At 47.4% G+C, this 25,126-nt stretch carries 12 protein-coding genes; 8 read left to right on the forward strand and 4 right to left on the reverse strand.

Annotation, left to right across the window (positions count from 1 at the left end):
• The first annotated feature begins 77 nt into the window (after positions 1 to 77).
• The 3 genes from ACM1ND_RS11725 to ACM1ND_RS11735 all read left to right on the forward strand — a co-directional run bounded on the left by ACM1ND_RS11725 (position 78) and on the right by ACM1ND_RS11735 (position 16,593).
• Positions 78 to 11,291 carry an amino acid adenylation domain-containing protein gene (locus tag ACM1ND_RS11725; RefSeq protein WP_418027767.1) on the forward strand — a complete coding sequence of 3,738 codons (11,214 nt, stop codon included), beginning with the start codon at positions 78 to 80 and terminating at the stop codon, positions 11,289 to 11,291.
• Positions 11,292 to 11,556: 265 nt separating this feature from the next.
• A complete protein-coding gene (locus ACM1ND_RS11730; RefSeq protein ID WP_028541392.1) occupies positions 11,557 to 13,458 on the forward strand; it encodes a serine hydrolase domain-containing protein in 1,902 nt (633 codons plus the stop codon).
• 99 nt (positions 13,459 to 13,557) lie between these two features.
• The gene (locus ACM1ND_RS11735) at positions 13,558 to 16,593 is read left to right on the forward strand and encodes a chitinase N-terminal domain-containing protein (protein ID WP_075154151.1); all 3,036 of its coding nucleotides are present in this window, start codon (positions 13,558 to 13,560) and stop codon (positions 16,591 to 16,593) included.
• A 311-nt stretch (positions 16,594 to 16,904) separates the two neighbouring features.
• Here ACM1ND_RS11735 and ACM1ND_RS11740 read toward each other — a convergent pair whose 3' ends face one another.
• The gene (locus ACM1ND_RS11740) at positions 16,905 to 17,252 is read right to left on the reverse strand and encodes a hypothetical protein (RefSeq protein WP_023988452.1); all 348 of its coding nucleotides are present in this window, start codon (positions 17,250 to 17,252) and stop codon (positions 16,905 to 16,907) included.
• 365 nt (positions 17,253 to 17,617) lie between these two features.
• Here ACM1ND_RS11740 and greA point away from each other — a divergent pair, with 365 nt between their 5' ends.
• The gene (gene greA / locus ACM1ND_RS11745; RefSeq protein ID WP_013310174.1) at positions 17,618 to 18,097 is read left to right on the forward strand and encodes a transcription elongation factor GreA; all 480 of its coding nucleotides are present in this window, start codon (positions 17,618 to 17,620) and stop codon (positions 18,095 to 18,097) included.
• Positions 18,098 to 18,230: 133 nt separating this feature from the next.
• Here the strand turns inward: greA and ACM1ND_RS11750 are convergent, their stop codons facing one another.
• A complete protein-coding gene (locus tag ACM1ND_RS11750; RefSeq protein ID WP_028541390.1) occupies positions 18,231 to 18,770 on the reverse strand; it encodes a transcription repressor NadR in 540 nt (179 codons plus the stop codon).
• Positions 18,767 to 19,921: an IscS subfamily cysteine desulfurase gene (locus ACM1ND_RS11755; RefSeq protein ID WP_028541389.1), complete on the reverse strand. Its 1,155-nt coding sequence runs from the start codon at positions 19,919 to 19,921 to the stop codon at positions 18,767 to 18,769. Before ACM1ND_RS11755 ends, ACM1ND_RS11750 begins: the two co-directional genes overlap by 4 nt.
• 166 nt (positions 19,922 to 20,087) lie before the next feature.
• Here ACM1ND_RS11755 and nadA point away from each other — a divergent pair, with 166 nt between their 5' ends.
• On the forward strand, positions 20,088 to 21,194 hold the full coding sequence (gene nadA, locus ACM1ND_RS11760; protein WP_023988455.1) for a quinolinate synthase NadA: 1,107 nt from the start codon (positions 20,088 to 20,090) through the stop codon (positions 21,192 to 21,194).
• Positions 21,195 to 21,237: 43 nt separating this feature from the next.
• Here nadA and ACM1ND_RS11765 read toward each other — a convergent pair whose 3' ends face one another.
• Positions 21,238 to 22,593 (reverse strand): PQQ-binding-like beta-propeller repeat protein, encoded by a 1,356-nt coding sequence (locus tag ACM1ND_RS11765; protein WP_418027771.1) that lies wholly within the window; start codon positions 22,591 to 22,593, stop codon positions 21,238 to 21,240.
• A gap of 223 nt (positions 22,594 to 22,816) precedes the next feature.
• Between ACM1ND_RS11765 and ACM1ND_RS11770 the strand changes: the two genes are divergently transcribed.
• The 3 genes from ACM1ND_RS11770 to ACM1ND_RS11780 all read left to right on the forward strand — a co-directional run bounded on the left by ACM1ND_RS11770 (position 22,817) and on the right by ACM1ND_RS11780 (position 25,106).
• A complete protein-coding gene (locus ACM1ND_RS11770) occupies positions 22,817 to 23,146 on the forward strand; it encodes a hypothetical protein (protein WP_231118746.1) in 330 nt (109 codons plus the stop codon).
• Positions 23,112 to 23,945, forward strand: a complete 834-nt coding sequence (yidC, locus tag ACM1ND_RS11775) for a membrane protein insertase YidC (protein ID WP_023988458.1) — start codon at positions 23,112 to 23,114, stop codon at positions 23,943 to 23,945. Before ACM1ND_RS11770 ends, yidC begins: the two co-directional genes overlap by 35 nt.
• A 486-nt stretch (positions 23,946 to 24,431) precedes the next feature.
• On the forward strand, positions 24,432 to 25,106 hold the full coding sequence (locus ACM1ND_RS11780; protein WP_076265375.1) for a phosphatase PAP2 family protein: 675 nt from the start codon (positions 24,432 to 24,434) through the stop codon (positions 25,104 to 25,106).
• The last annotated feature ends 20 nt before the right edge of the window (positions 25,107 to 25,126 follow it).

Raw genomic sequence — 25,126 nt, forward strand, 5'->3', positions numbered from 1 at the left:
TCTGACACAACGCTCATGTACGTAACAACGCACCATCCAACCGGGGGAACAGGCCCTGAGAAGCAGGAGGGATGTCATTGAAAGCCTTATTTGAGAAGGAAAAAAATTACTGGAGTCATAAACTGGAATCTGAGGATCATATCATCTGCCTGCCATACACCAACCATGTGTCCAGAAGTACAACTGTAACGAGTTTAAATTCCCATACGTACACACTCACATTTCCAACTGAAATTTCCCAAAGAATATCATCTATAACAGGTGGCGCTCCATGGGCCGTGTTTATGGTCCTGCTTGCTGGAGTAGAGAGCTTATTGCATAAATACACAGGTGAGGAACGTGTGCTGCTGGGCATCCCGGTAGCCAAGTCTGGCAACGGTGCTACAAAGCCGATCAACCATCTGCTTTTATTGAAAAATACGCTGGATTCCAGTACAACCTTCAAAGCTTTGCTGTCTCAAATCAAAACCTCTGTCGGCGAAGCTATTGAACATCAAAACATTCCTTTTTGGAACTATTCTGAATTACTTGACATTCAACGTAATGAGGATGAAAAGCCTCTTATTCACACCACAGTATCCTTGCAAAATATTCATATTTCTGATTTTTTAAATCACGTACAATCTGAACTGGATTTCCAGTTTCAATGGGAACATGAAGCAGTCTCCCTGAACGTAAAGTATAGTAGCGACCGTTATAGCGAGACGACGATTGAGCACTTTGTTGAGCAGCTTCTGCGGCTGTACACTATTGTTTTGCAGCAGCCAGAGTTGGCGATTTCCACAGCACAAGTACTGTCAGAGCAAGAAGTAGAGCAGCTGGTCCATACCTTCAACGATACAAATGTGGATTATCCATGTCATGCGTCTATTCATGAATTGTTCGTGAAACAGGCGAAGCAGGCACCACAGCAGGTGGCGGTAGTGTGTGGGCAAGATAGCCTAACCTATGCAGAATTGAATGAAAAGGCCAACCGACTGGCTCATTCTTTACGTAAGCAGGGAATCCGCACCGAGCAGACGGTCGGCATTGTAGCTGAACGCTCGATCGAGATGATTGTCGGTATGCTCGGAATTCTCAAAGCAGGTGGAGCGTATGTACCCATTGATTCTGATTACCCGGATGAGCGTATACGCTATTTGCTGCAGGATTCCGGTGCGGACATACTGCTCGTGCAGCGAATGGAACATCGGCCCACTGATTTTAAGGGAATGGTGCTTGACCTTAGCGATGCTGCAATTTATGGAACGGATGATGCTGATCGTTACGATCCAATTTTGCCGAATGATCACGGGACGAATACTGATCCGGGATACGTGGACTGCCTAGATCCGTTCTACTCCATTTTCGCCAGTCCCGAACTTGCTTCTACGACAACCATACAACCAGAAACCATGCAACCAAAAGCTACGCAATCAGAACAAGCAGAACAAATACAGCAGGCTTATGCAGCTGGAGAACAACCGAAGGCGAGCGCAGCTGGTCGTTTGGCCTATATTATGTACACCTCAGGGACTACAGGCCAGCCCAAAGGGGTTATGGTGGAGCACCGTAATGTCGTGCGTTTGGTGACAAACACAAATTATGCACGCTTGAATGCCGACACGCGCATTTTGCAGACCGGGTCTGTTGTCTTTGACGCGTCCACCTTCGAAATTTGGGGTGCGTTATTGAACGGTGGACAGCTGGTGCTGGTGAGTCAGGATGTTATTTTGGACGCTCCCAAGCTCAAGGAAGTTGTTCGCAATCACGGCATTACCACGATGTGGCTGACCGCACCACTCTTTAATCAGCTATCCCAGCAGGACTTGGAACTATTTGAGGGGATGCGGGAGCTATTGGTTGGTGGTGATGTGCTGTCCGTACCGCATATTAACCGGGTATTGGAGGCCCATCCGAATCTACATATCATTAACGGCTACGGTCCGACGGAAAATACGACCTTTTCCACCACACATGCCATTACCGGCGTTCAATCGGCATCTGTGCCCATTGGTAGCCCGATCCATAACTCGACGGCATATGTCGTGGACCGTTCGATGCAGCTTCAGCCTATTGGAGCGTGGGGGGAGCTGATCGTCGGCGGTGACGGGGTGGCTCGCGGATATCGCAACCGCCCAGACCTGACGACTGAAAAGTTTATTGACAGCCCATTCCGTGGCGGCGAACGCTGCTATCGTACAGGGGACCTGGTGCGTTGGAATGCGGACGGGACGCTGGAATATAAGGGACGGATCGACGCGCAGGTAAAAATCCGGGGCTACCGGATCGAGCTGGGCGAGGTGGAAGCACAGCTGTTGAAGCTGGAGGCAGTCCGAGAAGCTGTTGTAATTGCACATGAAGATGAACAGGGGCAAAAGCTGCTCTGCGCATATGTGGTCACCCATGCGGAAGTAGCGACAAGTGAGCTGCGTAGCGCTTTGAGTCAGGAGCTGCCGGGCTACATGGTACCGTCGTATTTTGTACAGCTAGAGCAATTGCCACTGACGCCCAACGGCAAGGTGGATCGCCGAGCGTTGCCACAGCCAGAGGGAGGTGTAAGCTCAGGCGCAGAATATGTACCTCCTCAAAATCAATTACAAGCACAACTGGCTAGCATCTGGAAAGATGTGCTGGAGCTTGAGCGCATTGGGATTAAGGATAACTTTTTTGAGGCAGGAGGACATTCCCTGCGGGCGACACATGTCATATCACTCATCTATAAGGAATTGCATAAAAATGTGCAGCTAAAGGATCTGTTCCAGCACCCAACAATCGAACAGCTGGCGCAGGTTATTGAAGCACTGGAGCAAACCAACTATGAATCCATCTCTGTTACGGAAAATAAGCCATTTTATGCGGTCTCTTCGGCTCAAAAACGGATGTATATCCTCAATCAGCTTGATGGAGCGGGAATTAGCTATAACATACCTGGTGCCCTGACTCTGACCGGTTCACTTGATCACAAGGCACTGGATAACGCGTTCCGTCAGCTTATTGACCGCCATGAAACATTGCGCACAAGTTTTGAGACCATGAACGGTGAACCTGTCCAGCGAGTACATGACGAGGTTCCTTTTTGCATGGAATTGACCTATGCTCACGGAGCTGCCCCAAAGGAAACGGATGAGCTGGTACGTAACTTTGTCCAACCATTCGATCTGGGGCAGGCTCCGTTATTCCGAGTTGGTTTGATTGAAACAGACCCAGAGCATCATATTTTGCTCATGGATATGCATCATATCATTTCGGACGGCACCTCTATAAATGTACTAATTCAGGACTTCATTCATTTATATGCAGGCGACACGCTGCCATCGCTGCGCATTCAGTATAAAGACTACGCCGCTTGGCAACAGAAACAGCAGCAAAGTGAACGCTACCGGGAACAGGAAAACTACTGGCTCAATACCTTCGCAGGAGAGCTACCTGTGCTAGATCTACCGACTGATTATCCACGTCCGGCGGTGAGAAGCTTTGAAGGAGATATGCTGGAATTTACGCTTGACCAACGACAAAGCGAAGGCTTAATAAGCATTGCGGTGCAGACGGAATCGACATTATATATGGTGCTGTTGGCTGCCTATTCGGCTTTGCTTAGCCACTATAGCGGGCAGGAGGATATTATAGTCGGTTCGCCAATTGCAGGGCGACCCCATGCAGATCTTGGCAGTCTGATCGGGATGTTCGTGAATACACTGGCAATCCGTAATTATCCAGAAGGCGGGAAAACGTTCCGCGATTATGTGTTGGAGGTCAAGGAAAACGCGTTAAAGGCTTTTGAACATCAGGATTATCCGTTTGAAGAGCTGGTGGAGAAGCTGGGCGTGGATCGAGATTTAAGCCGTAATCCGTTATTTGATACCATGTTTGCACTGCAAAACTTAGAGCAAAAAGAGCAGCAGCTGACGGGGCTTCAATTGGCATCCTATCCAAGTGAACAAACGACGGCCAAATTTGATTTGAGTCTGTTCGCAGTGGAGGATGGAGAACAAATTTCCTGTGCTCTTCAATACGGAACTCGGCTGTACAAACGGGAAACCATTGAACGACTGACTGAACATTTGCAGCAGCTTATCAATGCGGTTATAGAACAGCCGGATATCGTTCTTTCGGCTATTGAAATGGTTTCGGCCCAAGAAAAAGAGCTGCTTGTGCAGAGATTCAATGATACGGTAGCAGACTATCCGTATCCACGAGATCAAGCACTGCATGTGCTGTTCGAGGAACAGGTAGCGCAATCACCAGATCGGCTGGCCGTCACCTTTGCGGACATGCAGCTTACCTACCGCGAGCTGAATGAACGTGCCGACCGTCTGGCACACATACTCGCTTCCCATGGGATACGGCGCGGCTCCGAGCCAGAGACACAGCGAGTAGGGATTATGGCTGAACGCTCCATTGAAATGGTCGTCGGTATGCTGGCGATTTTGAAGGTCGGAGGGGCTTACGTTCCCATTGATCCCGATTATCCTGAGGAGCGTATCCGTTATTTACTGGAGGATTCCAGTGCTGGGCTGTTACTGTTACAGCGACGTGAGCAGACCCCTTTTGAACCCGGCATTCCGGTCATCGATTTGAGTGATGAACAACGATGGAATAGCAAATCTGAAGGTGACGCTCATACCGATGGAACAATTGCGATTACAACAGGGGGATCTTCCTCCGATCTTGCGTATGTGATCTACACCTCTGGTACGACAGGCAAACCGAAGGGCGTGATGATTGAGCACCATAATGTCGTGCGCCTAGTGAAAAACAAAAGCTATGCCATGCTTGATGAAAATACACGTATGCTGCAATTGGGTGCAGTTGTGTTCGATGCCTCCACATTTGAAATTTGGGGAACGCTGCTGAACGGGGGACAACTGTATGTGGTAAGTCATGATACTATTCTGGATGCCTCCAAGCTCAAGCAGGCGATTGACAAGTATCGTGTTAACACGATGTTCATGACCACGGCTTTATTCAATCAGTATTCGCAGCAAGAAATCGGAGTGTTTGCGTCCTTGAAGGAGTTGCTCGTGGGTGGTGATGTGTTGTCTGTACCACACGTCAATCGTGTGTTGAAGGAGTACCCGCAGCTTCGCCTGGCCAATATTTATGGGCCGACGGAGAACACCACCTTTTCCACCATCTATGACATTACAGAACCGCAAACCCAGGCTATTCCCATTGGACGTCCAATTGATCACTCGACCGCTTATGTGGTCAATCGTTCGTTGAAGCTGCAGCCTATCGGAGCCTGGGGAGAGCTGATCGTCGGTGGCGACGGTGTTGGGCGAGGATATCTGAATCGGCCCGAGCTTACGGCGGAAAAATTTATTGAAAGTCCATTCCGGTCTGGAGAATATTGCTATCGTACAGGGGACTTAGTGCGTTGGCGTGCTGATGGTGTGCTGGAGTACAAGGGAAGAATGGATGAACAGGTCAAAATTCGCGGCTACCGCATTGAACTGGGTGAAATTGAAACCCGTTTGTCCACGATTCCAGGTGTGAAGGAATCGGTTGTTACCGTGCGGCAGGATGATAACGGACAAAAACAGCTGTGTGCCTATTTTGCAACAGACAGTGAATTGAGCGCCAGCGACTTACGTAACATTTTGTCGCAGAATCTGCCTGGCTATATGGTGCCGTCCTACTTTGTGCAGCTCTCCAGACTGCCTTTGACGCTGAATGGCAAAGTAGACCGCAGGGCACTGCCCGCACCTGAGCACAATCTCGATACAGGTATGGATTATATGGCACCCGAGACGGATGTTCAACAGGCACTGGCTACGGCTTGGGGAGCCATTCTTGGTATCCCGAAAGTCGGAATACAGGATAACTTTTTCCATTTGGGTGGTGACTCCATCAAGGCCATCCAAGTATCGTCTCGCTTGTTTCAGGCTGGATACAAGCTGGAAATGAAGGACTTGTTCAAATACCCGACAATTGCGGGACTAAGCACATATATTCAGCCTGTTAACCGAATAGCCGAGCAGGGCGAGGTTACAGGAAATGTAGTGCTTACACCGATTCAGCGCTGGTTTTTTGAACAGCCAACGGGAGAACCACACTATTTTAACCAATCTGTCATGCTCTATCGTCAGGAAGGCTATGACGAACAGGCACTACGGCGGGCGCTCCATCAGATTACATCGCACCATGATGCATTACGTATGGTTTTTAGTTTGTCGGAGAACGGATGTACAGCATGGAACCGCAGTATAGAGGAAGGCGAACCGTACCATCTGGAGTGCTTTGACTATAATGACAGCGATGTAAACAAGCAAGATTTGGCAAAGATAATTGAAGCGAAATGCAATGAAATTCAATCTGGTATTTCCCTAAGCGAAGGTCCGCTGATGAGACTGGGGCTGTTCCGTTGCCCGGATGGAGATCATCTGCTAGTCGTGATTCATCATTTGGCGGTGGACGGGGTATCCTGGCGCATTTTATTCGAGGATTTGGCGACTGCCTATGATCAAGCCTCCAAGGGTGAACAGGTGATTCAGCTGCCTCATAAAACAGATTCGTTCCAAACGTGGGCCGAGCAGCTGCACGCTTATGCCAACAGTCCAGCTATGGAACGTGAGCGAGCGTATTGGGGGAAACTTGCACAAGCGGAACTGGCTCCTTTGCCGCAGGATTACGGGCATAACGAGCACGAAAAGCCATTGATTGGCGATAGTGAGTCGGTTACTGCTTTGTGGACACATGCTGAGACAGAGCAGCTGCTCAAGCAGGCCAATCGTGCCTACCGTACAGAAATTAATGACCTGTTGTTGACGGCGGTAGGAATGGCATTGCAAGCATGGAGCGGACATGAGCGTTTCCTGATTAATCTGGAGGGACATGGACGTGAAGCCATTTTACCAGAGGTGGACATTACCCGAACGATAGGGTGGTTTACAAGCCAATATCCTGTTTTGCTCGATATGCCGGAAGAACTGGCACTTTCGCAACGGATCAAGGGTGTGAAGGAAGGACTGCGCGGCATCCCGCAAAAAGGGATTGGCTACGGTGTACTGAAATATTTAGCCGACCGTCAGACACAGGCACCGGAGGCATCTCCAGCCATATTTACGACAGATCCCGAAATCAGCTTTAACTATTTGGGACAGTTCGATCAAGATATGAAAGGGAACGACTTGCAATCATCCTCATATGAGGGTGGGATGCCGCTGAGCCCGACCATGGCTCGAACGTATACACTGGATTTTGGCGGCATCATTTCGGGAGGCCAACTGGGTCTGACGATTAGCTATAGCCGTACGAGCTATAGAGCGGAGACGATCGAGCGATTGGCGAAATTTCTAGAATCGAGCCTGCGTGAAATTTTGGCGCATTGCATCCATAAAGAACACCCGGAGCTTACCCCAAGTGATATTTCCTATAAAGGAATGAGTGTGGAGGGCTTGGACAGCCTCTTATCTGAAATGGGTGCTGCGGGTGAGATTGACAATGTATATGCACTGACCCCGATGCAGAAAGGGATGCTGTTTCACAGCCAGCTAGATAGTCAAGCAGCTGCGAATGACGCGTATTTTGAGCAGGTTTCTTATGATATGCGAGGTCAGATGGACATTCGGGCTTTTGCAGAAAGCCTGAATATTCTGGTTCGGCGACATGAGGCGCTGCGTACAAATTTTTATTTTGGCAGAAATACGGAACCGTTGCAGGTGGTGTATCGAAATCGGGATTACGGCTTTCAATATGAAGATTTACACCATCTAGATGAGGATGAAATAGATTCCTGGGTGAAAAATTTCAAGCTACAAGATAAAGCACGGGGCTTTGATCTGCGTCGGGATGTCCTGCTGCGTGTAGCGATTTTACGTACCGGAGAAGACAGCTATCATTTTGTATGGAGCTTTCATCATATCGTCATGGACGGCTGGTGTCTGTCCCTTATAAACAAAGAAGTGTTTGAAAGCTATGCAGCACTTCAGGAGGGCAGAGTACCAGAACTGGCACCGGCAGTGCCGTACAGCCGCTTTATTGAATGGCTGGAAGCACAGGATCGCAAGGCGGCAACCGACTACTGGAGCAGCTATTTATCCGGATATGAGCAGCAAACAGCGTTACCAGCTGTAAAATCCGGTCGCAAGAGTGAAGGCAACACGGCTAGTGATTGGGTGACGGTTTTGGAACGTGAGTTGACCCTCCGGGTGGAGGAGACGGCTAAGCGATATCAAGTGACCATGAATACGTTATTACAAACCGCATGGGGGATTGTGCTGCAAAAATATAACAACCACAGTGATGTCGTATTTGGCAGTGTCGTCTCAGGCCGTCCATCAGATATTATCGGGGTAGAGGATATTATCGGCTTGTTCATTAATACCATTCCCGTTCGCATTCTTAGTGAGGCAGGGGAATCTTTTGCAGAAGTTATGAAGAAAACGCAGGAGCAGGCGCTGGCTTCTCATGCATATGATACGTATCCACTGTTTGAGATTCAGGCATTGACCGACCAGAAACAGGATTTAATTAACCATATTATGGTGTTTGAAAATTATCCAGTAGATGAGCAGGTCGAGGAACTGGGAAGTGACGGGCAGGATACATTCTCGATTTCCAATGTGGTGGCTGCAGAGCAGACTAACTATGATCTGAGCTTAGTCGTTATGCCGGGAGAATGCATCAAGATTCGTTTTATGTATAACGCGTTAAGTTATGATCAAACAGGCATTGAGCGTCTGCATGGACATTTTGTGAACCTGTTGGAGCAAGTTTTGCTTAACCCGAATGTTTGCGTAGAAGAGCTGGAACTGGTTACAGCGGCGGAAAAACAACAAATTACAGGAGAGTTTAATGACACTGCCTCTGCATATCCAAGCAATCACTCGATCCAAAAACTGTTTGAGGAGCAGGCAGAGCGCACGCCGGATCATATTGCCGTAGCTTTGGGTCATCAATCATTGACCTATCGGGAACTCAATGAGATAGCCAACCGTTTAGCGCATACGCTGCGTGATGCAGGGGTGAAATCCGATGAACCTGTGGGCATTTTGACGGAGCGCTCACTGGATATGATTACGGGAACACTCGCTATTTTGAAGGCTGGTGGCGCGTATGTGCCGGTAGACTCTCAATATCCGGAGGACCGTATCCGTTATATGCTGGAGGACTCTGGAGCCAAGCTGCTGCTGGCCCAGCAGGATTTACTGGATCGTTGCTATTTTGACGGACAGATTGTCAATCTGAATGAGGATACGTCCTACAGTGCAGATGCTTCCAATCTGGGTATAGATGGAGCGGGTAATCATGCTGCTTATGTCATTTATACCTCAGGTTCAACAGGTAAGCCTAAGGGTGTCGTTGTTGAGCATCAAAGTGTCGTGCGCCTTGTCCGCAATACGGATTATGTGCCATTTGATGAATCGACCCGAATGCTGCAGACTTGCGCGTTTGTATTTGATGTATCTACGTTTGAAATTTGGGGCGCGCTGCTGAACGGCGGTCAGCTTGTTCTTGTGCATAAGGATGATCTATTGGACGCGGCCAAGCTTAAAGAGACGATACGGGATCATCGCGTCACCATGATGTGGCTGACCACTCCGTTATTTAATCAGCTTTCACAGCAGGATAGTAAACTTTTCGGCGATGTGAAGTATTTGCTGGTTGGTGGTGATGTTTTGTCTGCACCCCATATTAACCGGGTCCTGCGCGATAATCCGGACATCAACATCATTAACGGCTATGGGCCAACGGAAAATACAACCTTTTCGACGACGTATCACATTACGGAAGAACAGCTGGATTCTGTGCCGATCGGACGCCCCATCCGCAATTCGACGGCGTATGTTGTGGATTCGTCATTTAACCTGCAGCCGGTCGGAGCTTGGGGTGAGCTGGTTGTCGGCGGAGACGGAGTTGCACGTGGTTATCTGAACCGTCCTGAGCTGACAGCTGAGAGATTTCTAGCTAACCCGTGGGTGGACGGAGATCGCCTGTACTGTACGGGAGACCTTGTTCGCTGGCGTGAAGACGGCATACTGGAATACGCTGGACGGATTGATCAACAGGTTAAAATTCGCGGTTACCGGATTGAGCTGGGCGAGGTGGAGGCGCGGCTGGCAAGTGTACCGTCCGTGCGGGATAGCGTTGTTATTGCTTTGCGGGATGGAGCGGGTCAGCAGCAATTATGTGCTTACTTCACCGCCGATGAACAGCTGACCATCCGTGAGATTCGAGTTGCGATGTCGGCCAGTCTGCCGAGCTATATGATTCCATCCGCATTTGTACAGCTGGATCGGTTTCCGCTGACGACAAACGGCAAAATCGACCGCAAAGCTTTACCTGTGCCGGACAAAGGGCTGCACACGGGTATAGAATATGTCGCACCGCGAACTGATGTGGAACAGTTGCTGGCAGCCATTTGGCAGGAAGTACTTGAAATTCCACAAGTGGGTATCCACGATGACTTTTTCACGTTAGGTGGACATTCCTTAAAAGTACTGGAGCTTATACGCAAAGTTCACCTTGCTACAGATATTGAGCTTCCCATCCGTAGTGTTCTGGACTTCCCGACTATAGAAGCGCAGGCGCTCACATTATTGAAAGCCGATCTGGAATACAAGGCCGATAGTCCAATCATTCGGTTGAATGAACACGGTCCGATCTCCATCTTCTGCTTTCCTCCTATGCTTGGATACGGGCTGTCGTTCGCGGAGCTTGCGAAACAACTGGATCAGGACGCAGTCGTGTATGGGTTGGAGTTCGTAGATGATGCTGCGGATGAGCAGGCCATGCTGGCACGTTACGTTGATTTGATCGTCAGCACGCAAGCGCAAGGTCCGTATGTGCTGCTTGGTTATTCCATAGGTGGTAATCTGGCGCATAAGGTTGCTGACACACTGGAACGTCAAGGTCATACTGTATCCGATATTTTTATGCTCGATTCGGTCAAAAGGGCGGAAGCCCTGCCCTTCACAGTTGAAGAAACAGAGCATGAAATTCATGACATGCTGGAACAAGTTCCCTACTCCTACCGTGAGCTGTTGAATGAAACGTACCAACGTAAAATGATCGCTTACGCGGTATATGGCAACCAGCTTGTGAATACAGAGAGCGTTCAGGCGAATATTCACGGCTTTGTCGCCGTTGGATCGGAAACGGTCAAGGGTACAGGAGATAATCGACTTTTATGGAAAGACGCTACACAAGGTAGCTATGAAGAGCATAGCTTGATTGGCAATCATTATGAACTGCTGGAACCCGGATTTATCGAGGAAAATGTAAAAAGTATCCGTGCCACCATACAAAAGATAACTCGGAACACGGACAAAGACATGACACAAGACTTGGCACATCATAAATCTTGAAAATCTACGGTCGATGATGTAACGAACTGAATCACTAATTTTTAATCTGTAACACATGAATCCTGATCGACAGGTAAGAAGCCTTCTGCTTACGCGACTCGATCAGGATTCGCTTTATTATGTGCACTCCCGCGATGGGAAGTGCGATGATTCCATAGCGCCATGCTGATGGCTTCCATATGGAGTATAAATATCTGCTCGCTATGCAATCACCGCACGGTTCAAATCATTAAATCAACTTCATACGTAAGGATGGTACTTCAATATGAAGAATAAAGGCATTTGCTACCTATCCGCTTTTTTAGCAGCGTTGTTTCTCTCGAACCTGCTCATTGCTTCGGCATGGGCAACAGACAGCATAACACCTGATTCATTGGAAAAAACAGTGGACAATATTATGAGTACAGAATTGGAAAAATTGCATATTCCGGGGGCTGCAGTCGTCGTGACCCAGGAAAACCAAATCCTTTTTAGTAAAGGCTATGGATATGCAGATATGGAGCGGAAAGTGGTATTCGATCCAGCAAAGACCATTGTTCGTGTCGGATCTCTAACCAAATCATTTAGTGCAAGCGCCACGATGCAGCTGGTTGAGCAAAATAAGCTTGATTTGAATGAAGACGTGAACAGCTATCTCCACAGCTATAAAGCTACGCAATACCAAAATCAGCCTTTCAATTTGCATCAGCTTTTGACACATACCTCGGGATTAGATGAAGCGCTGTACGACATTAACAGCTCGACTCGGGCAGGCGTTTTGCCCACAGAGCAGTATCTCAGCACGTATTTTCAAAATCAGCCTCCCATCCGCAAACCTGGAATTCAGTATGATTACAGCAATGTCGCCTACGGTCTGATCGGTAATATCGTGGAGCAAGTAAGCGGTCAGGGACTGAATGATTACCTCCGTACACATCTGTTCCAGCCGATGAATATGCCCAGCGCGACACTGGAATTGCCGTTAAATCATCCTGCACTGGCCCAGTCGTATCAGTGGAAGGACGGAGCGTATTTGAAACAGCCTTTGTCGTATATCAATCTGCCGGGAGCAGGAGCGTTGAACGTCACACCCAACGAGTTTTCCCATTATCTGATCACTCATTTAAACCAAGGCAAGTATGAGGGCAAAGTGGTGCTTCAGCCACATACGGTAAAAGTGATGCATGCGCAGCAATTTGCAGTCGATGCACGCCTGGATGGCGTGGGCTACGGATTTTTTCGTGGTCATTTGGAGACGGGAGTACCTATGCTGTGGGCTACCGGGGAAATTGATGATTTTATTTCTGAGATGGTATTGATTCCGTCCCAAAAGATTGGTATTTTTGTGATCATTAATTCAGCTGACACGGACACCCTGCTACATGGAAAAGTCATCCATGCGATAGCCCAAATGCTGCCCTCAGAGCCGCAGGCCGTTTCGCAGTCACTAGCTCGCTCTTCCACACAAGTGAAACTTTCGCCAGAGATCGAGGGCGTATATCAGGTGGATTCTAATCCTGTTCATGGTTGGGGAAAATGGATTCGGATACTGGGAAGCATTACATACACCGTGCGAATTCAAGATGATCATACGTTAATTGTTAAAGGAAAACACCCAAATGAGAATGAAGCAACAGACAAAGTGTTTCAAGCAGCAGGTGATGGATTGTTTGTGGAAAAGGGGGGCCAGCTTAAAATTTTGCTGTATCAGGAAAACGGTACTTGGATGATGGTTGCCCCAGACAGTAAGACCATGAAGCAGACGACACTTTGGCACCGTACCTGGACTCTGCTTGTCAGCTACGCTGCCGCCTCCTTATTTTTCATCACAACCTTGCTGATTTGGATTGTAAGATATGTGATCAGAGATATCCGTAAAACGAATAATCACATTTCGTCCAACCTTGCATTCATTGCGTCACTAAATTCGATTTTTCTCGGGGTGCAGGTCATCTATGGTAACAATCAGATCGTGTATGGCTATTCCGCCTGGTATATCTGGGGAATTTGCACGTTACCGCTCATTTCAGCTCTCATTGCCGTATGGGTATTGATCGTGAATGGCGCAAAGCTGATTACAGGGGAAAGGAGACCCCGGGCTGCTGGGAAAATCCTATTTGCGGTACTCACATTGCTGCATACGGTGTATCTCTTTTATTGGAATTTACTTCCTATTCATTATTCCTAAAGATTTACAAAACAATGCATATTCGAACATAAATGAATGCTAAAATTTGTATCTGATGCCCCCCAGAGGGGCTTTAAACCAACAAACAGGAGGAGAATAATGGGAATCTTTCGTCGCTTTACATCCCGTAGCTTCAAATACGCAACTGCTATGGTTTTCACTTTATCGTTGTACGCTGGTGTTGCGGGCAGCATACAACCGGTACGGGCAGAAGGTCCGGCGGACCCAGCCCCCTTCATTGCTGCGAAAGTGGTCAATGAGAACGCTGGTAGAAAAGTGCTGTTTGATAATACACATGGACAGACAGCTGGCGCAGCAGATTGGGTGATTGATGGTGGATTTTCAGACTTCGGCCAAGCCCTCGCGAGCAATGGCTATGATGTACACGAGCTTCGCCAATCTACGCCTATTACTTACAATGATCTAAAGAATTATGATGTATTTGTTACGGCAGAGCCAAATATTCCTTTTAAACAGAGCGAACAGGCTGCAATGGAGCAGTATGTAAAAGCAGGCAATAGTATTTTTTTCATTGGAGATCATTATAACGCGGACCGCAACAAGAATCGCTGGGACGGATCGGAGAGCATTAATGGCTACCGTCGTGGTGCATGGGAAGACCCTGCGAAGGGAATGAGTGCAGAAGAAAAAAGCTCAGCAGCGATGCAGGGCGTAGTCAGCTCAGATTGGCTGGGCAGCCAGTTTGGTGTGCGCTTTCGCTACAATGCATTAGGCGATATCACGGCTAATCAGATTGTCGAGCCAGCGCAGGCGTTCGGCATTACAGCTGGAGTGAGTAATGTGGCAATGCATGCAGGATCAACACTCGCGATTATCGACCCGGCGAAAGCCAAGGGAATCGTATATCTCCCTAAAACCAATCAGGCTTGGGGCAACGCGGTAGATCAGGGCGTTTATAACGGAGGCGGCATTCCAGAAGGACCTTATGCAGCTGTATCGAAAGTAGGACTAGGCAAAGCTGCTTTCATTGGGGACTCGTCTCCTGTTGAAGATGCAACGCCAAAATATTTGCGCGAAGAGACAGGAACCAAGAAGACAACGTATGACGGCTTTAAGGAGCAGGATGACGCCGTGTTACTGGTCAATATCGTAGACTGGTTGTCCAACAAGGAGGAGTATACCAGCCTGACGGAAGTGAAAAGCTTACAGCTGGACCAGCCGACGGCATTACTGCCTTTTGAAGAGCCACAGACTTCCACGGAACCACAAGCCGAGCCTTGGTCCGCTCCCGCAGCCGGCTACAAATGGTGGGATCAGCGAACATTCAAGGCAGGGTCCTATGGCGGATCTACAGCCAGTGTGCAACCAGTGTACAGCATCGTTCGTCAAGAGCAGCTGCCCAATGCACAGCCTTTTCAAATTCGAGTTACTGCCGACCAACTGGCTCCTAACAGCACGATTAGCGGATTTAGCACAGGTATTTATGTAGCGGGCGGCAATCAAGTAGCCCAGATTCAAAATCCGGATGGAAGCTGGCCAACCTCTTACGGCTATAGCGGAACATTTAGTTTGGAGTCCAACGGCAAAGGGCATGCCTATAAGGACTTGACGGTGCGGATCAAGCCGGGAACCAGTGGTTCAGCTAATCTTAGACTGAGGCAAAACGGCAGCAATCTGCTGACCCAATCCGTCGTGCTGGCTGATGTCCCGGCCCAGCCGTTGCCTGAGGAAGGCAATACGGTTCCAGCTCGTATCAGTGTCGCAGAAGCACGGAGTCTCCCGGCTGGCAAAGTCGTGACCTTAGAGGGTGTTGTGACGACAGAACCAGGTGCATTCGGCGGTCAAGCCTTTTACATGCAGGATGAAAGTGGTGGGATTTATGTATATCAGAACCAAAGCGGCTTTCACCAAGGTGATCGAGTAAAGCTTACAGCAAGCTTGGCACTGTATAATAGTGAGCTAGAGTTAACCGATCCAGTGGCAATTGAAAAAACGGGAGAAGGACAAACGCCGGAAGCTGTACAAGTCACCGAACTCAGTGATGCGAACCAAGGACAGTTAGTTGAGCTTCCTACGGCAATGATTCGTAATGTGATAGACGCGACTCCCGTAGGTTCGTTTGAATTTGATGCAGTATCTGGTGAAGGAAGTCACCATGTGCGCGTCGATGCACGTACAGGCTTAACACGGACATCTTTTCCATATCAAGAAGGACAGCAAGTGAAGCTGAAGGGAATTTCGGCGATTTTCAAAGGGAATTATCAGTTAAAACCGCGTGGACTGGATGATTTTTCAGCTCAGACAGGCGCAGCATTGCAGGAAGTAGAGCTTTCACTGGATCAAACGACCCTCAACATTGGGGATACGGCAGCGACACATCTCAAGGGTACGCTGACAGATGGCAGCGAAGCTGATTTAAGCCGCGCTTCTGTTCAGTATATCAGCAGTCATGAATCCGTTTCACTGGATACTTATGGAGAACTTAAGGCCCTAAAAGAGGGGAGCGCGGAGATTACAGCCAGCGTCACCTTGGACGGTCAAACAGTGGTATCCAATCCTGTAGCCGTTAGAGTCAAAAAGACTGCTGTAGGTGAAGTGCCGGGAAAACCTGTGCTGTCGCATGATAACGGGCAGGACACTGGACTGAAGGATGGCAACTACAACATCACCATGAATCTGTGGTGGGGTACGAATGGTGATGAACTCAAGTTGTATGAAAACGACAAGCTGATTGGCACCGAATCATTGCAAGCTGCTTCCCCTGGAGCACAGCATGCAGTCATTCCTGTTACAGGCAAGACCAATGGTACCTACACGTATACTGTAGAACTGATCAACGCTTCTGGTAAAACGACCAGCGACCCGTTAACTGTTGAAGTGACCGATGCTTCGCCTGGTATTCCAGTGCTGTCTCATGACAATTGGGACGGTGACGGCACCTACACCCTTACAATGAACATGTGGTGGGGCACGAATGCGACAAAATACAACTTATATGAAAATGGAGAACTGATCGACGCCCAGGATCTTCCAAGCCAAAGCCCGCAGGCCCAAAGTGCAGTCACCAACATCCAAAATCAAAAGCCGGGTACATACGAGTATCGGGCCGAGTTAGTCAATGCTTCAGGAGAAGTTTCTAGTCAAACGATAAGTGTAGAAGTAAAGGGCCATTAAGTAGAAAGGATGGTCCGTTAAAAAGTAAGAGCATCTATTGACCTCGTGAGAGTCTATAGATGCTCTATTTTATTTTTACGATATGTCTGCCACTATGGTGTTCTGTCGAGCTGTATTTATATAAGAGAGAAGCATGAAAAAAGTACCCGCAGCGGGTACTATCATTTTAGGATTGTGTTGGTTGAGCAGACAGTCCCTCTATATCTGAGGAGCCATAGAAGAACAAGGCAACTAGTATCACAATAATGACAACCTCTGCAAAATATTCTCCATCAAACTCACTCACCACAAGTATCTCCTTTCGCCACTTGTTAATTGTTTACTTTCTGTGAAAAGGCCTGTATTACTTGATCAAGTGTCATATTTCCATTATCATTTAAAAATTTTACCATATTATCGACATTGGAAGGAGTAGATGCTAATGTTTTGTATTTTCCAGTGAGGCCTAAAAATAATGTTGCTTGTCTGTATAAAGTCACGGAATCGACGTTTAGTTTTCCCGTTAGTAGGAGGGCTGCCACTAAGACCTCCACATTTTTCCCTTGAAGAGCAGAAAAGATAGCCGAATTACTGTTTAATCCATTTTTCTTTTGACCGTTGGGGGGGGATTTGGATTTACGATTCCCATTCCCATTACCATTCTTTCCTAAGGAAGCCATTGAATCTTCCTCCCGCCATATACTGCTCCTGCCTGGTTTTCACAAAATTCGGGACAAGGACAGCGGCACTGCATGTGCTCATCAATATACGTTATGATCATACGATATGCGAATAAGAGAGCATTGGTTACTATAAGAATCACCCTGGCTGAAGGTAGTTGGCTACTATTATCAGTAATTTATTTCGCATGTTGGTCCGATTTAGAGTAAACTACAATAAAGCAAGCCAAATGAGCAATTTGCATACATCCCAAGAGCGTTTCCAATCAGCAATGTTTAGACCGAAACGGTTTAGTTCGTTTATTGTATTTTTGAGCGTTGAATTGGAATTAAGCAAATGCTGAAATAGGAGTTGTAGATAAAATATGTCGAATGAAGAAGTATTGTTAACTAAAGAGGGATTGGCCAAGCTAGAGGATGAGCTTAAGGAACTGAAGACCGTAAAACGTAAGGAGCTAGCCGAACGGCTTAAGTTGGCTATCAGCTACGGTGATTTGAAGGAAAATAGTGAGTATCACTCAGCCAAGGACGACCAAGCATTTATGGAAACCCGCATTCTCATATTGGAGAAGATGCTGACCAAAGCCCGGGTCGTGGACGAGAGTAATTTAGACCTTAGAACCGTTAGTATCGGATCGACTGTCATTCTGAATGACATCGAATTTTCGGAGAAGATGGAATACAAAATTGTAAGTCCTGCTGAGGCGGATGTTCTGGATAACAAAATTTCCTATGAGAGTCCTTTAGGCAAGGCACTTTTGGGGAAAGAAGTGGGCAGTATCATTCATGTGGATGCACCCATGGCTGTAATCAAATATGAGTTGCTTGAAATTAAGCTCACATAGTTCATTCCCGATTCCCTTATATGAGGGGGCCGGGATTTTTTTATTTCTCGCTACTTACATACCGTCCATGTGGAGCACAGTTGCACTCCACATACTGGACAGGATTTTCTTTACTCCGCTATAGCGCACTAAGTTAGTCCGTCATCAGGAAGCCTGCTTGCTCCAGTGCAGCGCAGGCATCGTTAATTTTATCTTCATCCGAGGCATTCAAGGTATGCAGGTGGATGCCTCCCGTCAGCTGGGACAAATAAGTGGCCTGGGTGGAACTGATTTTACGGATAAAATCGTCCACTTCCTTGCGAGTTCCAACCCGTATCGGAGCAGTTAGATCCCCGTATACCGGATGCTCAACAATAACATCCTGCACACTTACACCGTAGTCCACAATCAGCTTTAGTTCCTCTTCTGTCTGTTCAGGTCGATGTTTACACACAATAATACGTGAGGCTAAGGGGGCTGTCTGACCCGCAGGCTCCATATAAATGTATCCTTGACTCGTTGCAAGGATAGGCTCTTGGCTTGCTTTTAACAGGGAAATATCCTGTACAATTACTTGTCTGGAAACGGAGGATCTGCGTGCCAGTTCGCTCCCGGTCAGCGGTGATTCGCTCTTCAGCCACAACAGCAGCTGCTCGCGGCGATCCGTACCTGACCGCTTTAAAGATTCAGTCAACGGGATAAGCTCCTTTCTTGTCGATGCGTCAGGTCTGTCAAAATATCTACCAGTACATTCAATTCCTCGATGGTGGTTGCCCTTCCGAAAGAAATACGGATAAATTGTAATGCTTCACGGTCGGATGCTCCAAGCGCTTGTAAGGCAGGCGAAGGATCGTGGTGTCCGGCGGCACATGCGCTTCCGGTTGATATACAGACACCTCTGCGATTACATTCCAGCATAACATATTGTCCCTCGTAACCGTGAAAAAAACATCCAACTATATGATGAAGCACTGCTTTATTCTCGCTTTCCTGTACGACCCAACGTAACGGAATGGATCTTTCCTGAATTTTCCTAATAAAGTGTCTTCTCAGGGTAGCATATCGCTCCTGATGCGACTCCATCTGTTCGGTCATCATTTCTGCCGCCGCGACAAAGGCTGCAATCCCGGGAACATTAACCGTTCCAGGACGAAATCCGTTTTCATGTAGCGTATCAGGGTACACGGGACGCCACGGGGTTCCGGGTTTGAGATATGCAGCACCGACACCTTTGGGGCCATACACTTTATGGCTCGATACAGAGAGTGCATCTACTCCCATGGCTTCTACATCTAAGAGAATATTCCCAAATGTCTGTACCGCATCACTGTGCAGCAAAATACCCCGTTCGTGTAGCAGGGGAGATATGGCAGCAAGGTCCTGAACCAGTCCCGTTTCCGAATTGGCGTGTTGTACAGATACAAGTCCGGTGTTTTCTCTCAGGTGAGGTAAAAGAGCTTCGCGAGTCATTCGTCCTTCCCGATCCGGTTGCACAATGGTCAGTTCATAGCCCTGACGTTCCAGCAAAGTAGCAAGGTTGTACATCGAGTGATGTTCCAAAGCGCTCATGATCCAATGCTTTTTATGCGGCGGCAACCCGTTCAGGATTGATTGCACAATCAACATATTGGATTCTGTTCCCCCGGTTGTAAAATAGATGCCTTCCTTTTGCCCGCCAATCATATTTGCTATTCGTTGCCTGCTGTAATCCAGCGTGTAGGCTGCTTGGCCGCCCGCATCATGGAGGCTGCTGGCATTTCCGAACATTTCCTTATTTAATACGTTATACATATTTAAAGCTTCGTCACACATAGGTGTGGAAGCGGCATAGTCCAGATAAATCACAGCAATTCCTCCCTGCTTAAAAATAATTCCATTCAAAAACTCTTGAGATTATTGTAGGCATGTGTAAATATAAGTGTCAAGACACTTGTAAACAGTTATGTACACAAAGCGGTTATCTGTTCGTGAGAGCGGAAACGATCAGCCGCATCGATATGGAGGGATTCTAATGTCTATGCTTGACATTTTACAAGGAAATAGAGGGCTTATACCAGAGCATTATAAGACACTGACGGTTGCTGACATGGAGCAGCGAGTGGCCGAGCTGAAACAAAAATGGGGACCCAAGCTGCTTATACCAGGCCATCACTATCAGAAGGACGAGGTTATTCAATTTGCTGATATAACAGGAGATTCTCTACAGCTTGCTCAAATGGCTGCACAAAATCAGGAAGCGGAGTTTATTGTATTTTGTGGGGTACATTTTATGGCGGAGACAGCGGATATGCTGACTACCGATCGACAGACTGTTGTACTGCCGGATATGCGCGCAGGCTGCTCAATGGCAGATATGGCGAACATAGAGCAGACAGAACGAGCGTGGAAGCATTTACAGGAGTTGGTAGGAGATACGATCATTCCGTTAACGTATGTAAATTCCACAGCAGAGATCAAAGCCTTTGTAGGACGGCATGGCGGGGCTACCGTGACCTCTTCGAATGCCAAACAAGTGCTGGAATGGGCGCTGAAGCAAAAGGAACGTATTTTGTTTTTGCCGGATCAGCATTTAGGTCGCAATACAGCTTACGATCTTGGAATTCCGCTAAATGAAATGGCCGTGTGGAATCCAATGACCGATCAGCTGGAGACTGAACAGGACCCGGCAACTGTAAAAATTATTTTATGGAAAGGACATTGCTCTGTTCATGAAAAGTTTACAGTAGATCACATTCGCAATGTCCGCGAGCGTGATAAGAACATCCGGGTCATCGTGCACCCCGAATGCTCTTATGAGGTCGTACAGCTCGCAGATTGCGCGGGCTCCACAAAATTCATCATCGATACCATTCGCGCGGCAGAGCCGGGAACCCAATGGGCTGTTGGCACAGAAATGAATCTCGTGCAACGAATCAAACAGCAGTACCCTGAACAGCAGATTGAATCGCTCAATCCCGATATGTGTCCCTGTCTGACCATGAACCGGATCGATCTTCCCCATTTGCTGTGGGCAATGGAGCAGTTTGATCGGGGTGAGCCTGTGGGTGTGATTCGTGTGGATGCTCAGATCAGACAGGATGCTGTACTAGCATTGAATCGTATGCTTGCTATCCGTTAACCTTTTGCTGTTCCAGCGAGAATGCTGCTTAAAATATTTGGTTTTATTTTAAAGAAGCAGGGAGCTTGACGCCAAGCAGGCGGTTTCCGCTTTGAATAAATATCATTCCACCGGATTTGAGCGTTGGACCGAAGGAGCGTGAGCCTGTGTTGACAGCAAACACGGGCTTTAAGCTCATCAAATCATAGCCATGAAATACGCCATCTGATTGCCCGACATAGACTCCTTTACCGAATACGTCAGCTTGAACGGTCGGATTATCGCCGTCGTAATGAATGAATTGACCTGAGGACAGCTTCATAGCAGTCAGTCTGGATGTACTAAAATCTTGGTAGAACATGCGACCTTCATGAATAGACAATAAAGGAACAAGTTGATCATAGCCATTTTGCGCCCACTTGCGAGCAGGTTTGCTATCTGGTTTATAGTTCCAGAAGTCATAGGAAGCTAGTATCTTTCCCTGAAAGACATAAAGGTCTTTACCGTACAAAAAAGCAGAACCATATACACCTCCAGATCGGTAGACACCGTCTTTATTTTCAGGCTCGGTCCAGCGATACTGACGGTCTCCTTTGGATTTACCTGTCTTGAGGTCGTACTGTGCGATCGTAACTTTATGGTTTACCGGGTCATCATCAATCATAAACGTGTTGGCTACAGAGTAGACAAATCCGTCTTTAACCGCCAGTGGAAAGGAAGTTCTAAAGCTGTCCCAAAGCTTTTTGCCGGTTTTAGCGTCATAGGCATTAATCTGTTCAAAGGTCAGGCTGCCCTGTACATTATAGTTGCGGATAAGCACACCGTCAGTTTCCATTATTTCGCCCAAACCACTGTATGAGTTCTTATCCTCACTGATTTTCCACTTCACCTTGCCACTGACAGCATCAATGGCAGCCGTTTGCACCGATTGCATAATATATATAGTTGGACCAATGCGCTGAATACCATATGCTTCAGTAAATCCAAGCGGAGTGGACCACACTTTCTTGCCAGCTTCTGTAACGGCATAGATAGAACCGCTTCGTGTCATTCCGTAGATGATACCTTTGTTGTACGTTAAAACAGGGGTAAGTTGATCACCATATTGCCACAATTTCCGACCCGAACTGGCCTCAAGGGCAACCAGTCTATGGTTCGAGTCAACCGCGAATACCTTACCGTTTTCCGCTATTGCTACCGCCTTATCTGGATATCGGTTTCTATCGATTGGGATAACGGGAAAAGACCAGGAAGGTTTGATCACAGGTGCCTGGATTGTGGTGCTATAAGCGGCGTTACTCATGGAGACTGCAGATTGCTCTGCACTTGCCTTTTCAGTGAATCCATCGCTGATTAAGGGCAGCCCAATGCTGGCTAACGCCAATCCTGTAAACAATGTGCTGTGTATCGTTTTTCTCATACGCGCTGGCTCCTTTAATGGTTAATAGGGGAGTAAGGCTTTATAGAAAGTCACCTTTGATTAGACTGTAAATAAACCCAAAAGTTTCATGTTGTATTTACATTTTGGTTGTTTTGAGCATAAATACTTAAATTCAGTTGCTTGTGTCCAACCTGTATCTCTAATTAAAGATTAGTCGCTTGTCCGGTTTTCGTGCTATAATTGTAGCAACAAACCGAAGGAGGTGAATCCCTTGTTTGAGCTCCAGGACCTACTCCCTTATTTATTTACAATCGGCTTGCTGTGCACAGTGACTTATGCATATCTCGCTCATTTGCACGGCAATGTACCCGAATGCTGGGTTGAAGGCGGGCCCGTAAGGTCGCATGCTTCTCCACAGATGCCGATGTCTGCCCGTGGACAGGACATGCCTGTCCGGCTGGCCCGACATATCCGGCGTAAGGAAGCGCCGGATGAAGATGCATCCGATTGTTCTCCCTCGTTGAACGATGGCACAGCCAATCAACGAGGAGGAACATATGAAACGATTCAAGGGATTCACCTTTTGGGGTAAAAAAGAACGGATATTAGGATTAATGGTAGCGTTGGCGGTGGTTATGCTGCTGTCTGGTTGTGGTGCGAATGCTGCGGAGATAAATGCACAGACACCCGGATTTTTTAATCATTACGTGGTGTTCCCGCTTTCTTGGCTTATTCAGCAATTGGCGCAATGGTTTGGTGGAAGCTTTGGGCTGGCGATTATGACTTTGACATTCATTGTCCGGCTGGCCTTACTGCCTCTTATGATGCGTCAAACGCGTGCCCAGCAGGGGATGAAGCGTAAGATGAGCGCCATGCAGCCCGACTTGGACCGAATTAAGAAGAAGTATGAAAACAAGAAAGATACCACCAGCCAGCAGAGTATGCAGCAGGAAATGATGTCGCTTTATAAAGAGCATCAATTCAATCCGCTTAATATCGGTTGTCTGCCTATTCTCATTCAGCTCCCGATCTTGAGCGGTATGTACACTGCAATCCGCTTAACCCCGGAGCTGGCGTCTCACTCCTTCCTATGGTTCCGGCTCGGACAGCCGGACTGGATTTTGGCAATCGTCGTCGCAGTTGTATACTTGGCACAGGCCAAGCTTTCTCAGCTTCAGATGACGCCTGACCAGCGCAAGCAATTTGCGATCATGGGCTATCTTTCACCGATTATGATGGCGGTCTTTTCCTTTAATGCCCCTTCTGCCATGCCATTATATTGGACAGTAAGCGGCACCTTTTTGCTGCTTCAGTCGCTGTGGTTCCGCAGACGCTATCCAATAGAGGAAGCAGAGAGTAAGGTTAAACTTGGAGAAGTCACACCAACCTAAATAGAAGATGATATTTGTTTAACTTAAGATTTGCGCTTGTAGTATGCCACGTGTAATCATAGGATGTCATTCGAGCCGTTTATAAGGCTTAGAATGGCGTCCTTTTTTGATGCTGCTTTTTCGCTACATTCCGCTTGTGATTTTGTAGTCAATATGAAATCCTTATATTATAAAATGATTCTTAAAGTTGGGAGAGGCTATATGAGAACTCCAACCACGTCCATAGAATGATATGATCATCAAATAAAGGAGGACGGATGCTATTGCATGAGAAGCGTGCAAAAAGCACCCGGCTATATACCAACAGGGATACCTCATGGGCGCCTGATCCCACCTTTTCCAAAAAAATGGGTTTCGACATGTGGAGGATGCACCTAGTCTTTGAATGAAATGATAACAGAAAAATGGGTAAAGTAAGATATATACGAAAGCTAATGCTGGACTTTGTTTTATCACGCAATGAATGTTATGGAGGAACTATAGAAAATGAAGAAAACACCAACAAAGCTGCCCATTTCCTTAGCACTGCTCACATGTATAGTATGTGCGCTCGGTTTTGGCTTAATCGCATTATGGGTGAGCGACCATCAAATACGGTATTTTGACCAGAAAATTATTACGGCTATTCGACAGCTGGAGTCGCCCGCCATGACCCGTCTAATGAAATTTTTCACCATGATCGGCAGCGGGATTCCAGTTGTGATCATCATTTTAATTGCCATGTTCGTGCTTTATAGAGTATTGGGACACCGCAGAGAACTGCTTTTTTTGGCGGCTGGTGTGTTGGGATCGGTAATGCTGAATACGATACTGAAATTGCTTTTTCAGCGTGCGAGACCGGAGATTAACCGTATTATTGAAGAGAATGGATACAGCTTTCCGAGCGGACATTCCATGACAGCTTTCAGCATGTACGCTGCGCTGACATTTTTAGTGTGGAAGCATGTTCCTTCTAGGCTGGGGCGTATCCTTCTTATTGTGCTCAGCAGTCTGCTGATTGTAGCAATCGGAACGAGCCGCATTTATTTGGGCGTACATTATCCGAGCGACGTTGTGGGTGGCTATTTTATGAGTGGCTGCTGGATGGCGGCTTGTATTTGGTTTTATCAGCGGTACGAAGAACGACGAATGCTGCCACTTCGCTCCAAATCGACAGCATAATAGGTAGCATAAATAAATGA

The organism is Paenibacillus sp. JJ1722 (assembly GCF_048282685.1).
GTDB lineage: Bacteria > Bacillota > Bacilli > Paenibacillales > Paenibacillaceae > Paenibacillus > Paenibacillus polymyxa_B.

Bases quoted from the DNA above. Each gene is read 5' to 3' on its own strand.
- ACM1ND_RS11765 (WP_418027771.1), bottom strand. From the start codon at position 22,593: ATGAGAAAAACGATACACAGCACATTGTTTACAGGATTGGCGTTAGCC.
- yidC (WP_023988458.1), top strand. From the start codon at position 23,112: ATGAAACGATTCAAGGGATTCACCTTTTGGGGTAAAAAAGAACGGATA.
- greA (WP_013310174.1), top strand. From the start codon at position 17,618: ATGTCGAATGAAGAAGTATTGTTAACTAAAGAGGGATTGGCCAAGCTA.
- ACM1ND_RS11740 (WP_023988452.1), bottom strand. From the start codon at position 17,252: ATGGCTTCCTTAGGAAAGAATGGTAATGGGAATGGGAATCGTAAATCC.
- nadA (WP_023988455.1), top strand. From the start codon at position 20,088: ATGTCTATGCTTGACATTTTACAAGGAAATAGAGGGCTTATACCAGAG.
- ACM1ND_RS11735 (WP_075154151.1), top strand. From the start codon at position 13,558: ATGGGAATCTTTCGTCGCTTTACATCCCGTAGCTTCAAATACGCAACT.
- ACM1ND_RS11730 (WP_028541392.1), top strand. From the start codon at position 11,557: ATGAAGAATAAAGGCATTTGCTACCTATCCGCTTTTTTAGCAGCGTTG.
- ACM1ND_RS11780 (WP_076265375.1), top strand. From the start codon at position 24,432: ATGAAGAAAACACCAACAAAGCTGCCCATTTCCTTAGCACTGCTCACA.